Source organism: Enterobacter sp. 3U4 (assembly GCF_057224565.1).
The window spans coordinates 3,995,825-4,008,002 of sequence record NZ_CP136665.1 but is presented as its reverse complement, the minus strand read 5'-3'; the positions used below and the strand labels follow the sequence as shown (position 1 = coordinate 4,008,002).

Here is a 12,178-nt window from a genome sequence, read left to right as displayed (position 1 = left end):
ACCTCATGCCAGCAAAAAACCATAAAGGCCTCTACCCCTACAGGTTGTTTCATGAGGATTTAAAAATGCTCAGTCAAATACAACGTTTTGGCGGTGCCATGTTTACCCCGGTGTTGCTGTTTCCGTTCGCCGGGATCGTGGTGGGAATCGCCATCATGCTTCGCAACCCGCTGTTTGTCGGCGAAGCCTTAACCGCCCCCGATCATCTTTTCGCGCAGATCGTTCACATCATTGAAGAGGGCGGCTGGGCGGTGTTTCGCAATATGCCGCTGATTTTTGCCGTCGGCCTGCCGATTGGCCTGGCGAAGCAGGCGCAGGGCCGCGCCTGTCTGGCGGTGCTAATTAGTTTCCTGACCTGGAACTACTTCATCAACGCGATGGGGATGACCTGGGGCCACTTCTTTGGCGTCGACTTCTCCGCCGAACCGACGGCGGGTAGCGGGCTGGCGATGATTGCCGGCATCAAAACGCTCGATACCAGCATCATCGGAGCCATCGTGATTTCAGGCATCGTCACCGCCATCCACAACCGCTATTTTGACAAGCCGCTGCCGGTGTTTCTGGGGATTTTCCAGGGCAGCTCGTTTGTCGTTATCCTCGCGTTCTTCGTCATGATTCCCTGCGCCTGGCTGACGCTGCTGGGTTGGCCGAAAGTGCAGATGGGCATTGAGTCCCTGCAGGCGTTCCTGCGCTCTGCCGGGGCGCTGGGCGTGTGGGTGTATACCTTCCTGGAACGCATTCTGATCCCAACCGGATTGCACCACTTCGTCTACGGTCCGTTCATCTTCGGCCCGGCGGCGGTTGAGGGTGGGATTCAGGTCTACTGGGCGCAGCATCTGCAGGAGTTCAGCCAGAGCACGCTGCCGCTGAAAACCCTCTTCCCGGAAGGCGGCTTCGCCCTGCACGGTAACTCAAAAGTGTTCGGCTCGGTCGGGATTGCGCTGGCGATCTGGTACACCGCGTCGCCGGAAAACCGCGTCAAGGTCGCGGGGCTGCTGGTCCCGGCCACGCTCACCGCCGTGCTGGTGGGCATTACTGAACCGCTCGAATTCACCTTCCTGTTTATCTCGCCGCTGCTGTTTGCCGTTCACGCCGTGCTGGCAGCAACCATGGCGACGGTGATGTACGCCTTCGGCGTGGTCGGGAACATGGGTGGCGGCCTGCTGGACCAGTTCCTGCCGCAAAACTGGATCCCGATGTTCCATAACCACGCCGCGACGGTATTCACCCAGATCGGCATCGGCGTCTGCTTCACCGGAATTTACTTCGTGGTCTTCAAAACGCTGATTGCGCGTCTGAACCTGAAAACACCGGGCCGTGAAGAGAGCGAAATCAAGCTCTACAGCAAGGCCGACTATAAGGCGGCGCGCGGGCAAACCACCGCTCCGGCCGCGGCCAGCCAGCAGGTCGGGCAGGCCGCCGGATTCCTGCAGGCGCTCGGCGGCGCGGCCAACATCGAAAGCATCAACAACTGCGCCACCCGCCTGCGCATCGCCCTGGTCGATATGGCGAAAACGCAAAGCGATGACGTCTTCAAAGCCCTCGGCGCCCACGGCGTGGTGCGACGCGGCAACGGCATTCAGGTGATTGTCGGTCTGCACGTTCCTCAGGTGCGCGACCAGCTGGAATCGCTGATGAAAACCCCCTTAACGAATGAACAAACCACCCTGACAGAGGCTATATCATGAAAAAATTCTCAGTTGTTATTGCAGGCGGCGGCAGCACCTTTACGCCTGGTATCGTCCTGATGCTGTTAGCCAACCGTGACCGTTTCCCGCTGCGCGCCCTGAAGTTCTATGACAACGACGGCGCGCGTCAGGAGACCATCGCCGAAGCGTGCAAAATCATCCTTAAGGAGCAGGCCCCGGAGATTGAATTCAGCTACACCACCGATCCGAAAGCGGCCTTTAGCGATGTCGATTTCGTGATGGCGCATATCCGCGTGGGTAAATACCCGATGCGCGAAAAAGATGAAAAAATCCCGCTGCGCCACGGCGTGCTGGGCCAGGAAACCTGCGGACCGGGTGGCATCTCCTACGGCATGCGTTCTATCGGCGGCGTGCTGGAGCTGGTGGATTATATGGAGCAATACTCTCCGAACGCGTGGATGCTGAACTACTCCAACCCGGCGGCGATTGTCGCGGAGGCCACGCGCCGCCTGCGTCCGAACGCCAAAATCCTCAATATCTGCGATATGCCGATCGGCATTGAAGGGCGAATGGCGCAGATTGTCGGCCTGAAAGACCGCAAAGAGATGCGCGTGCGCTACTACGGCCTGAACCATTTCGGCTGGTGGACGTCGATTGAAGACCTAAACGGCAACGATCTGATGCCGAAGCTGCGCGAATACGTCGCGAAAAACGGCTATGTACCGCCTTCAGAAGATGCGCATACCGAAGCGAGCTGGAACGATACGTTCGCTAAAGCAAAAGACGTGCAGGCGTTGGATCCGGACACCATGCCGAACACCTACCTGAAGTACTACCTGTTCCCGGACTACGTGGTCGCGCATTCCAACCCGGAACGCACCCGTGCCAATGAGGTCATGGATCACCGTGAGAAGCACGTGTTCAGTTCCTGCCGGGCGATTATCGAGGCGGGAAAATCCTCCGCCGGCGATCTGGAAATCGATGAACACGCGTCGTACATCGTCGATCTGGCGACCGCCATTGCCTTTAACACCCAGGAGCGGATGCTGCTGATTGTGCCAAACAACGGGGCCATCCATAACTTCGATGCCGACGCGATGGTGGAGATCCCGTGCCTGGTGGGCCATAACGGGCCGGAGCCGCTTACGGTGGGCGACATTCCACACTTCCAGAAAGGGCTGATGAGCCAGCAGGTGGCGGTGGAAAAACTGGTGGTGGATGCCTGGGAGCAGCGCTCGTACCAGAAACTCTGGCAGGCGATAACCCTGTCAAAAACCGTGCCGAGCGCGTCCATTGCGAAGGCGATTCTGGATGACCTGATCGAGGCCAACAAAGAGTACTGGCCAGAGCTGCATTAATGGTCCTGACCGGCATCGCCCGATGCCGGTCTCCTTGTCCTGGTTGATTTACGCTATGCTGAAGCCTGCCCGTAGCACGACAAGGAACCTTCATGAAAATTTCCCGCCTCGGCGAAGCGCCGGACTACCGCTTCTCGCTGGCTAATGAACGCACGTTTTTAGCGTGGATCCGCACCGCGCTGGGATTCCTTGCCGCCGGGGTCGGTCTCGACCAGCTCGCGCCTGATTTCGCCACGCCGCTGATTCGCGAGGTGCTGGCGCTGCTGCTGTGCCTGTTTGCGGGCGTGCTGGCGATTTACGGCTACCTGCGCTGGCTACGCAATGAGAAGGCGATGCGTCTGAAGCAGGATCTGCCCTATACGCGTGGATTACTTATCATCAGCGTGATTTTGCTGGCGGTGGCGAGCGTGGTGATGGTGCTGGTGTTCTATGGCGGATAGCCGCAAAGCGCGACGCGAAGCGGACCCCGGCCTGCAGCCGGAGCGGACGTCACTCGCCTGGCTGCGCACGCTGCTGGGGTATGGCGCGCTGATTGCCCTGGCGATTAAGCACAACTGGCACCGCACCGGGGTGCCGTTCTGGATCTCGCTTATCGTGCTGGCGCTGGTGGCGATCGTTTTATGGCGCTATACCCGCAGCCGTAACCTGATGGACGTGGCGCAGAACGATTTTGTACAGCCGAAAGCGGTGCGGGATAAGTTCCTGATCGCCCTGGCCGTGCTGTCTCTGTCTTTACTCTTTGCAGTTACTCACATTCAGCAAATTGTGAGCCTGTAAGCCCGGTGGCGGCTACGCCTTACCGGGCCTACGATTAACGGCCTTTTGCTAAATACTTCGCCATCTCGTCTTCCGGCACCATCCCGCCGCCGGTCGCCCACACCAGATGGGTAACGTTGGTATGCGAATGAACGCGCACCGGCCCGGCCATGCCCGCCAGCGCCGAGGGTTCCAGCCGAATGCCTTCCTCCTGCGCCAGCCAGCCGAGCATGTCGTACATGCTCCGATCGGAAAGCGTATAGAACCCGTCGAGCAGGCGCTCCATCGCGCGGCCCACGAAGCCGGAGGCGCGTCCTACCGCCAGCCCGTCCGCTGCCGTGACGTTATCAATGCCCAGAGCCTGCACGGCAATCTCATCGTGCAGCCCGGTGTAAACGCCCAGCAGCATGCACGGGGAGTGCGTGGGCTCCGCGAAGAAGCAGTGGACGTTATCGCCAAAGGCCAGCTTCAGGCCAAACGCTACGCCGCCTGGACCACCGCCGACGCCGCACGGTAGATAGACGTACAGCGGATGATCGGCATCCACCACGCGGCCCTGTGCGGCAAACTGCGCCTTCAGCCGCTCGCCTGCCACCGCGTAGCCCAGGAACAGGGTGCGGGAGTTTTCATCGTCAATGAAGAAACAGTTAGGATCGCTTTCTGCCGCCTTGCGTCCCTGCTCCACCGCCACGCCGTAATCCTGCTCATATTCCACGACGATCACGCCGTGGCTGCGCAGTTTGGCTTTCTTCCACTCGCGGGCGTCGGCAGACATATGCACCGTCACCTTAAAGCCGATGCGGGCGCTCATAATGCCGATGGACATCCCGAGGTTGCCGGTTGAGCCGACCGCGATGCTGTACTGGCTGAAGAAGTCCTTAAAGCGCGGCTCCAGCAGAACGCTGTAGTCGTCTTCAACGCTCAGCAATCCGGCCTCCAGCGCCAGTTTTTCCGCGTGGGTCAGCACCTCATAGATACCGCCGCGCGCTTTAATCGAGCCGGAGATCGGCAGATGGCTGTCTTTTTTCAGCAGCAGGGTGCCGGGAATGGTCTTCCCGGACTCGTTCTCCAGCCGCGCCTGCATTGCCGGAATGGCGACCAGCTCGGATTCAATAATCCCGCCCGTTGCTGCCGTCTCCGGGAAGGCTTTCGCCAGATACGGCGCGAAGCGTTTCAGGCGAGCGTGTGCGTCGTCCACATCGGCTTTGGTCAGCCCGACGTACGGCAACCCCTCCGCAAGCGTTGTGGTGCGTGGGTTAAGCCAGGTGGTTTCTTTCAGGGCAATCAGATCCTCAACCAGAGGAAACTGTGCGGTTAAAGTAGTGATAGTTGCGTTTTCCATAATACGTCTCTTCGCGCTCAGATAATGAAAGAAAGCAGGAATGTGCCGCCAAGTGCAAGCACCGAGGCGATAAACGTCGCCGTCGTATAGTATTTGAAGGTCTCATTCAGGGTCGCGCCGCAATACTGCTTCACCAGCCAGAAGAGGGAATCGGTGACGATTGTGCAGCCAATTGCGCCGGAACCGATGGCAATTGTGATGATCTCCGGGCTGACGTTCGGGTAGAGCGGCAGCATCGGTGCGACTATCGCCGTGGCGCCCATCATCGCCACCGTCGCGGAGCCAACGGCGGCATGCAGCACCAGCGCCACCAGCCAGGCGAGCAGGATAGGGTGCATGTGCAGGTTCGAGAGAATATGCGCCAGTGAGTCCGCCAGCCCGCTGGTTTTCAGGATGGCGTTAAACGCGCCGCCCGCGCCGATAATCAGCAAAATGTTGGCGATAGAGCCGAAGCCGTGCTCGGTGTGCGTCAGCATCGTGCCCATGCCCATATGCTGGCGGATCCCCAGCAGGTAGTAGGCGACAAACACGGCGATAAACATCGCGGTGATCGGGTTGCCAATAAATTCCAGCAGCGTATACAGCGTGCCTTCTTTTGCCATATTCAGCTCGGCGATAGTTTTCACCAGCATCAGGGCAATCGGCAGCAGCACCGTGAACAGCGTGGCGCCCAGCGACGGAAGGGTGTGCTCTTCCCGCACCTTCAGGTCTGAAAATTCCGCCGGAACCGGTTTAAACGGCAGGCGATTGCCGAGCAGTTTCAGGAACAGCGGGCCGCCGACCAGAGAGGCCATCAGGCCCACCATCAAACCGTAGACAATGACCGTTCCAACGTCCGCCCCTAATTTATTGGTCACAAACAGGGCCGCAGGATGCGGAGGCACCACGCAGTGCACCGCCATCAGCGCGGTACAGAGCGGAATGGCCAGCTTGAGCAGCGACGTGTTGGTCTTTTTGGCGATGGAAAACGCCAGCGGAATCAGCAGGACCACGCCCACTTCCACGAACAGCGTGATACCGCAGATCAGGCCCACCAGCACCATAATCACGTCTGCTGACAGCCAGCGGCAGCGTTGAAGGGCGATCCCGATGCGCTCTGCTGCGCCGGAAACCTCCATCATCTTGCCGAGAATGGTGCCAAGACCAATCACTGCCGCCAGGAAGCCCAGCGTGCCGCCAATCCCGCTCTCAATGGCGTTTACCATATCCAGCGGGCTCATTCCCATCATTGCGCCGACGAAAAAGCTCGCCAGCAGCAGCGCGAGGAACGGGTGAAACTTCAGTTTTACGATGGTTAAAACAATCAACACAATGCTGACCAGCAGCGTTGCCACAACCCAGACCTGAGATCCCATATCTCACCTCACCCTTATGTCATCTGGGGGTATTGGACGAAAAAGCGGCGTGGGCTGACAAACGATATAAATTGGCGTTCAGATGAGCCAGATTGGATCAACTGAGTGACTACGCTCTAAAAAGCGCACTTAATCCGCATTAGGTTCACATAAATTCACCCTTAAACGGTATGCTGAGCGCAGAAACCACGCGTGAGAATTGTGATGACCGATGCAAATGAAGCCAGAAACCGGCTGTTAAACGGCTGGCAGCTGTCGAAAATGTACACCTTTGAAGTGGCGGCCCGGCATGAATCCTTCGCGCTGGCGGCGGAGGAGCTGTCGCTTAGCCCCAGCGCGGTAAGCCACCGCATCAACCTGCTGGAAGAGGAGCTGGGCATTCAGCTGTTTGTCCGCTCGCATCGTAAAGTCGAGCTGACGCAGGAGGGAAAGCGCGTTTACTGGACGCTAAAATCGTCCCTCGACACCCTGAATCAGGAGATCCTGGATATCAAAAACCAGGCGCTGTCCGGTACGCTGACGGTCTACTCCCGACCGTCGATCGCCCAGTGCTGGCTGGTACCGATGCTGGGAGACTTTACCCGCCGTTACCCGTCAATTTCGCTCACCATCCTGACCGGAAATGATTACGTTAATATGCAGCGAACGGGTGTCGATCTGGCGCTCTATTTCGACGATACGCCGCCAAACCACCTTTCTCATCACTTCCTGATGGATGAGGAGATTTTGCCCGTCTGCTCACCGCAGTATGCCCGCGAGCATGAACTGCTGAAAAACTTCGATAATCTCAGCCACTGCACGCTGCTGCATGACCGTCAGGCCTGGAGCAATGATTCCGGTACGGATGAGTGGCTGAGCTGGGCGCAGCACTTTGCGGTGAACATGCCGCCATCGTCTGGCATTGGTTTCGATCGTTCTGATTTGGCGATTATTGCGGCCATCAACCACGTAGGCGTCGCGATGGGCAGAAAGCGGCTGGTGCAGAAACGGCTGGAACGAGGCGAGCTGATTGCCCCGTTTGGCGAAAAGACCCTGAAATGTCATCAGCACTACTATATTTCGACGCTTTCTGGCCGTCAGTGGCCGAAAATAGATGCCTTTATCGGCTGGCTGAGAGAACTGGCAGGTTGAAGAATTATTACGCTTTCGCTCTACACCAAATATGAAAAAGCGTGCTAAATACAGGTAATGCTTTCGATTTATCCAGGGTAAACCGTGTTAAAGCCTTTTATTGTCTCTGCATTACTGATCTCTTCGGGCTGGGCGATTGCCGCCGAGCCGCCGCTGACGGCTGCCCATTATGCGCAGCAGCTTGGCGTCGGGATGGATGTGGACTGGGCGCGAACCGAGCGCGGCATACGCGAATTCGACCCGCTGGTGGTCCGCGATTTTCGTGCAAAAGGCATTACTCACGTGCGCATCCGCGTGGCCGATGAGCCGACGGAAGCGCGGCTGATCCACCTGCGCAAGCTGGTGGAAGCCTGTGAGCAGTATGGCGTGATCCCGATAGTCGCTTATCAGGCTGATGAATATAAAAACGACCCGAAAGCCGATAATGAAAAAGAGACGATCAACTGGTGGATTGCCGTTGCGCACTATTTCGGTCAGAGCTACCCGCTGCTGGGTTTTGATCTCATTTATGAGCCAGCCGACAAGCTTAACCACAACCTCGCGTCGCTAAACCGCGTCTATGAAAAAACCATTAAAGCGATCCACGACATTGACCCGCAGCGCATGATCTTCATTGCGCCACGCCTGCGCGCCGCGCCGGAGGATCTATCCAGCCTGAAGTTGCCCGCGCACAGCCAAAACTACCTGCTGGCGGAGTGGCATATTTTCCCGTGGGGGCCGCTGAAGAATGGCGGCAAATACCCGTGGACGTCCGGCACGGCGGCGGAGAAAGCGGCTATCCATAACCGCATCAACGCCGCGCTGCACTGGCAGCAAAAAACCGGGCACGTTAGCTGGGTCGGGGGCTGGGGCGTGGGGGAGTCAAGCCGCTTCACGCCAACCGCTTCGCAAATGGCCTTCGCCACCTTTATGGCCTGCGAGCTGCAAAAGGCGAAAATCCCGTATGCGCTTAACGCAGATTTCCAGTTTTACGACGGGGAAGAGGGCGCCTGGCGGCCTGCGCCGGAGCCGTTATTGCAGGCGATGATTGCGCCCGTATGTGAAAAGCCCGGCGATAAGCCGGGCCATCATGCGGTTAAACCGGCTGCTCGTGATGCGGGACACGCGACGCCAGCGGCAGCCAGCACAGTAAAATCAGCAGCCCCATCAGCGTCATCAGCAGGCCCAAACTAGCCTGCCCGGTCTGCGGCATCATCGCCGAGAGCCAGGCCAGCGCGCCGGAGCCGATATTCTGCAAGCCGCCCACCAGCGCGCCCGCCGTACCTGCGAGGAACGGGAACGGCTCCATCGCACCGCTGGTGGCGAGCGGGAACAGCATCCCCGCGCCGAAGAAGAACAGCGCTGCCGGGATAAGCAACGTCCAGACCGACATCACGTCAAACAGCCCCGGGATCCACATCATCAGACCCGCCAGCAGACAGCTGATCACCGACTGCCACATCAGGGTTGAGAAGCGTTTGTTCGGGCGTCCGGCAAACCACGCGCCGAAGAACGCCGCCGGGATCGGCAGAATAAACAGAATACTCACGACCATGCTGCTCAGGCCAAGCCCCGCGCCCAGCAGCACGCCGGAACAGGCTTCGAACACCGCAATGCCCGCCAGGCCGCCGATCAGCATCAGCAGGTAGCAGGTAAACGATCCGTTGCCGAACAGCGTCTTATAGCTGGTAATGAGCTTCGTGCGCGGCGTGTCCTGCGGGCGCGTTTCGGGCATCCAGCGCGCCATGCTGAAGGTGACAATCACGCAGAGCACCAGCAGGAAGGCGTAGCAGGCGCGCCAGGACCACATCGTGTCCAGCAGGCCGCCAATCAGCGGGGCGAGAAGCGGGCTGACCAGAATACCCATGTTCAACAGGCTGTTGGCATGGCGCAGCTGGGTACCCTGATACATATCGCGCGGTAATGTTCGCGCCATCACCCCGCCGACGCCGGTCCCGACGCCCTGCAGGGCGCTTGCGGCAATTAATACGGTTAGGCTGTGGGTGGTAATGGCAATTACCGTCGCCACCATGAAAATGCTCATGCCCACCAGGATCACCGGGCGACGCCCGACGCGGTCGGAGAGCGGGCCGTAGAAGAGTTGCGAGACGCCATAGGTCAGCAGATAGGCTGCCATTACGCTCTGTACCGCGCCCTCGCGGACGTTTAATTCCTTTGCCATGTCGGCAATCGCCGGAATGTAGATGGTTTGCGCCATCTGACCGACGGCCACCAGTAACACCAGCATCAACAATAAGTTAACGTTCCTTTGTTTTTTCATGTCGCTGAATACTTTTGCCAAAAGAGAAAAATGAAGAATAAGTGACTGCGCATTCCCATAAATGCGCGAGGAATCTACCACAGAGAGATGACAATTTAAGCATTGTTGTGGTGAATGAAAAAATCGATAAAGGCAGGATTTGTAAACAAGAACGGCAACTAATGTTGCCAGTGCTTTACGCCAGGCGCAGCAGAATGGCGCCGCCGGCTATAACCAGCGCCGCCGCGATGCGCAGGCCCACAACCTTCTCTTTTAAAAGCAAAAAAGCGATCAGCGCGCCAAAGAGTATGGAGGTTTCACGCAGCGCCGCGACCACCGCCAGCGGTGCCTGCGTCATTGCCCACAGCGCCAGACCGTAAGAGCCCATCGTGCCAACGCCGCCGAGCAGCCCCTTTTTCCAGTGCAGACGCAGGTAGCCGGACGCCTCGCGTCGACGCGCGACCATCGCCCAGCCCAGCAGGCAGAAGCCGTTCATAAAGAAAGTCCACAGCGTATAGCCCAGCGCGGTGTCTGACAGCCGCACGCCGGTGCCGTCCACCAGGGTATACCCGGCGATAAAACAGGCATTTAGCAGCGCCAGCCAGATCCCTTTTCGCGACTGCATGCGCCCGTTCATCGCCATCGCCAGAATCGACAGGCAAATTACCCCAATGCCGGACCAGGCGAGCCACGAAAGGCTATCGCCGAGCGCCAGCACGCTGATCAGCGCCACCAGCAGCGGGGCGGTGCCGCGCATCAGCGGGTAGGTCTGGCTCATGTCGGAGACCTGATAGGTTTTCGCTACCAGCACGGTGTACACCACCTGCAAGGCGCAGGAAACAATCAAAAACGGCCAGCTTGCGGCAGAGGGCTGTGGAGAGAAGGGGAGCAGCACCAGGGCAATCAGCGTGGCGGAGCCGCTGACGCTAATCGCGGAATAGAGCTTGTCCGTTCCGGCTTTGACGATGGCATTCCAGCTGGCATGCAGCAGTGCGGCAAACAGCAAAATGCAGAATACGGTGATGGTCATGGCGTATCGGGTGATGAATTGTCACTCAACTGTAACATTCACGTCCTGAAGCTGCCAGCCGGTTACACCGCACAAAAAAGGCGGTGCGTCACCCGCGGTTCGTCCGAGACCAGCGTAAAACCGGCCCGGCGATAAAACCCGTAGGCAGCGTCCGGCGCATGGGCATTGAGGAAATCAAACCAGATGCTGGCATCGGCCATCACGACGGTTAAAAGCTGCTTGCCAATCCCCAGCCCGCGGCACTTCTCGCTGACGTAGAGATGGCGAATACGTCCGGCGCGCGACTGCTGGCTGAACGGATCGCGGTTGAGGCCGCACACGCCCACCAGCTTGCCGTTAAGAAATGCACCTAACAGCTTTTCGCCCGGCGCGTTAAAGCGGTTCTCACCCCGCAGCCAGCTCTCTTCGAGCCTGCGCAGCATGTTAAAATTCAGTGCAATACTTTCCGCCTTCAGGGCGATATACCCCGGCTCATCAGGCGTGACAGGCTCGATTAACAGACGCGACATAGCATTCCCTCGTTATTAAAGAGGGGCGGTTGCCCGCCCCTCTCAGGTGCGACTTGAACCTGAATTACCGAAGGAATTTCAGGACAGCATCAAGCAGTTGCAGTACAGCAACAATGAGTTTGAGGATAAGTATCACCATATCCACTACGCTCATACGCGTCTCCTTTTGGTTAAAAGGAGCACGATGCTGGCGTACCTTTCCGCCGCCTGTTGCCAGCACCTGGATTGACGTAACACAGTGTGCTCACTTCAGGGGTTAAGGCACTGACGGCACCACCCGTTTCAGCCAGGACTTCGTTGCGCCGGTAGAACTGCGGCCCCCTCGCTCACTGCGAACACCCTCAGTATAGATAAATACTGTACGTATGAACAGTGTTTTGTGGACAAAATCTGGAAGGCGATCCATACTCAAAAACGTCAAAATCCGTGCCTGAATTGCGCGTTCGTCTTCGATCGCGTATACTTTTCGCGTTGACGTAACACAGTGTGTTCTGCGGCGACCAACCGCAAAACCCTGATAAAAACCTCGCTCCGGCGGGGTTTTTTGTTTTCAACACCCAACAAACGAAACGTGATCCCTGACGCATTTTTGCGCAGATGAAAATATTTCCATTGTCACGCCCGAAAACCTGTGTTTGTATAAATTCAATCAATGAATCCAAACACAGGTCCCCAATGACTTCATCCATCTTCACTTCGACCCTACTAAAAACTGCGCAACCTGCCGCAGTGGTCGTCGTGCGTGTGGTGGTGGTCGTCGGCAATGCGCCGTAGGGACTGGATCAACACACGAATCCAAAACCCCGCCG

Annotated in this window: 13 protein-coding genes; 7 read left to right on the top strand and 6 right to left on the bottom strand. The window is 58.1% G+C overall.

The annotated features are described in order from the left end of the window. Positions 1–65 precede the first annotated feature (65 nt). The 4 genes from RVY89_RS19130 to RVY89_RS19115 all read left to right on the top strand — a co-directional run bounded on the left by RVY89_RS19130 (position 66) and on the right by RVY89_RS19115 (position 3,784). The gene (locus RVY89_RS19130) at positions 66–1,688 is read left to right on the top strand and encodes an alpha-glucoside-specific PTS transporter subunit IIBC (RefSeq protein ID WP_063622958.1); all 1,623 of its coding nucleotides are present in this window, start codon (positions 66–68) and stop codon (positions 1,686–1,688) included. Then, a complete protein-coding gene (locus tag RVY89_RS19125) occupies positions 1,685–3,007 on the top strand; it encodes a 6-phospho-alpha-glucosidase (protein WP_484826171.1) in 1,323 nt (440 codons plus the stop codon). Before RVY89_RS19130 ends, RVY89_RS19125 begins: the two co-directional genes overlap by 4 nt. Positions 3,008–3,099: 92 nt before the next feature. Beyond that, a complete protein-coding gene (locus RVY89_RS19120) occupies positions 3,100–3,447 on the top strand; it encodes a YidH family protein (protein ID WP_484826170.1) in 348 nt (115 codons plus the stop codon). Continuing rightward, entirely contained in the window at positions 3,437–3,784 is a 348-nt protein-coding gene (locus RVY89_RS19115) for a DUF202 domain-containing protein (RefSeq protein WP_484826169.1), read from the top strand. The genes RVY89_RS19120 and RVY89_RS19115 overlap by 11 nt, the downstream gene beginning before the upstream one ends. 34 nt (positions 3,785–3,818) lie before the next feature. On the opposite strand, the gene dsdA is transcribed toward RVY89_RS19115, so the two are convergent. Together dsdA and dsdX are read right to left on the bottom strand one after the other, a co-directional pair. Next, on the bottom strand, positions 3,819–5,105 hold the full coding sequence (dsdA, locus tag RVY89_RS19110; protein WP_484826168.1) for a D-serine ammonia-lyase: 1,287 nt from the start codon (positions 5,103–5,105) through the stop codon (positions 3,819–3,821). A 17-nt stretch (positions 5,106–5,122) separates the two neighbouring features. Then, on the bottom strand, positions 5,123–6,460 hold the full coding sequence (gene dsdX / locus RVY89_RS19105) for a D-serine transporter DsdX (RefSeq protein ID WP_023309824.1): 1,338 nt from the start codon (positions 6,458–6,460) through the stop codon (positions 5,123–5,125). A 204-nt stretch (positions 6,461–6,664) separates the two neighbouring features. On the opposite strand from dsdX, the gene dsdC reads away from it, so the two are divergent. Both dsdC and RVY89_RS19095 read left to right on the top strand, forming a co-directional pair. Beyond that, entirely contained in the window at positions 6,665–7,591 is a 927-nt protein-coding gene (dsdC, locus tag RVY89_RS19100) for a DNA-binding transcriptional regulator DsdC (RefSeq protein ID WP_484826167.1), read from the top strand. A gap of 84 nt (positions 7,592–7,675) precedes the next feature. Further along, entirely contained in the window at positions 7,676–8,764 is a 1,089-nt protein-coding gene (locus RVY89_RS19095; RefSeq protein WP_484826166.1) for a cellulase family glycosylhydrolase, read from the top strand. Here the strand turns inward: RVY89_RS19095 and emrD are convergent. The 4 genes from emrD to tisB all read right to left on the bottom strand — a co-directional run bounded on the left by emrD (position 8,667) and on the right by tisB (position 11,523). After that, on the bottom strand, positions 8,667–9,851 hold the full coding sequence (gene emrD, locus RVY89_RS19090) for a multidrug efflux MFS transporter EmrD (protein ID WP_484826165.1): 1,185 nt from the start codon (positions 9,849–9,851) through the stop codon (positions 8,667–8,669). The genes RVY89_RS19095 and emrD overlap by 98 nt on opposite strands. A gap of 175 nt (positions 9,852–10,026) precedes the next feature. After that, on the bottom strand, positions 10,027–10,860 hold the full coding sequence (locus RVY89_RS19085) for an EamA family transporter (RefSeq protein ID WP_484826164.1): 834 nt from the start codon (positions 10,858–10,860) through the stop codon (positions 10,027–10,029). A 62-nt stretch (positions 10,861–10,922) separates the two neighbouring features. Next, positions 10,923–11,369, bottom strand: coding sequence for a GNAT family N-acetyltransferase (locus RVY89_RS19080; protein WP_484826163.1), 447 nt, complete (start codon positions 11,367–11,369; stop codon positions 10,923–10,925). A 64-nt stretch (positions 11,370–11,433) separates the two neighbouring features. Next, on the bottom strand, positions 11,434–11,523 hold the full coding sequence (gene tisB, locus RVY89_RS19075) for a type I toxin-antitoxin system toxin TisB (RefSeq protein ID WP_023309830.1): 90 nt from the start codon (positions 11,521–11,523) through the stop codon (positions 11,434–11,436). Between the two features lie 521 nt (positions 11,524–12,044). Here tisB and ivbL point away from each other — a divergent pair. After that, a complete protein-coding gene (ivbL, locus tag RVY89_RS19070) occupies positions 12,045–12,143 on the top strand; it encodes an ilvB operon leader peptide IvbL (RefSeq protein WP_057979964.1) in 99 nt (32 codons plus the stop codon). Positions 12,144–12,178: the final 35 nt, after the last annotated feature.

What these genes read in the sequence shown, in the direction of transcription:
- RVY89_RS19120 (WP_484826170.1), top strand. Translation starts at nt 3,100, where the DNA reads ATGAAAATTTCCCGCCTCGGCGAAGCGCCGGACTACCGCTTCTCGCTG.
- dsdA (WP_484826168.1), bottom strand. Translation starts at nt 5,105, where the DNA reads ATGGAAAACGCAACTATCACTACTTTAACCGCACAGTTTCCTCTGGTT.
- RVY89_RS19115 (WP_484826169.1), top strand. Translation starts at nt 3,437, where the DNA reads ATGGCGGATAGCCGCAAAGCGCGACGCGAAGCGGACCCCGGCCTGCAG.
- ivbL (WP_057979964.1), top strand. Translation starts at nt 12,045, where the DNA reads ATGACTTCATCCATCTTCACTTCGACCCTACTAAAAACTGCGCAACCT.
- RVY89_RS19080 (WP_484826163.1), bottom strand. Translation starts at nt 11,369, where the DNA reads ATGTCGCGTCTGTTAATCGAGCCTGTCACGCCTGATGAGCCGGGGTAT.
- emrD (WP_484826165.1), bottom strand. Translation starts at nt 9,851, where the DNA reads ATGAAAAAACAAAGGAACGTTAACTTATTGTTGATGCTGGTGTTACTG.
- tisB (WP_023309830.1), bottom strand. Translation starts at nt 11,523, where the DNA reads ATGAGCGTAGTGGATATGGTGATACTTATCCTCAAACTCATTGTTGCT.
- RVY89_RS19085 (WP_484826164.1), bottom strand. Translation starts at nt 10,860, where the DNA reads ATGACCATCACCGTATTCTGCATTTTGCTGTTTGCCGCACTGCTGCAT.
- dsdC (WP_484826167.1), top strand. Translation starts at nt 6,665, where the DNA reads ATGACCGATGCAAATGAAGCCAGAAACCGGCTGTTAAACGGCTGGCAG.
- dsdX (WP_023309824.1), bottom strand. Translation starts at nt 6,460, where the DNA reads ATGGGATCTCAGGTCTGGGTTGTGGCAACGCTGCTGGTCAGCATTGTG.
- RVY89_RS19130 (WP_063622958.1), top strand. Translation starts at nt 66, where the DNA reads ATGCTCAGTCAAATACAACGTTTTGGCGGTGCCATGTTTACCCCGGTG.
- RVY89_RS19125 (WP_484826171.1), top strand. Translation starts at nt 1,685, where the DNA reads ATGAAAAAATTCTCAGTTGTTATTGCAGGCGGCGGCAGCACCTTTACG.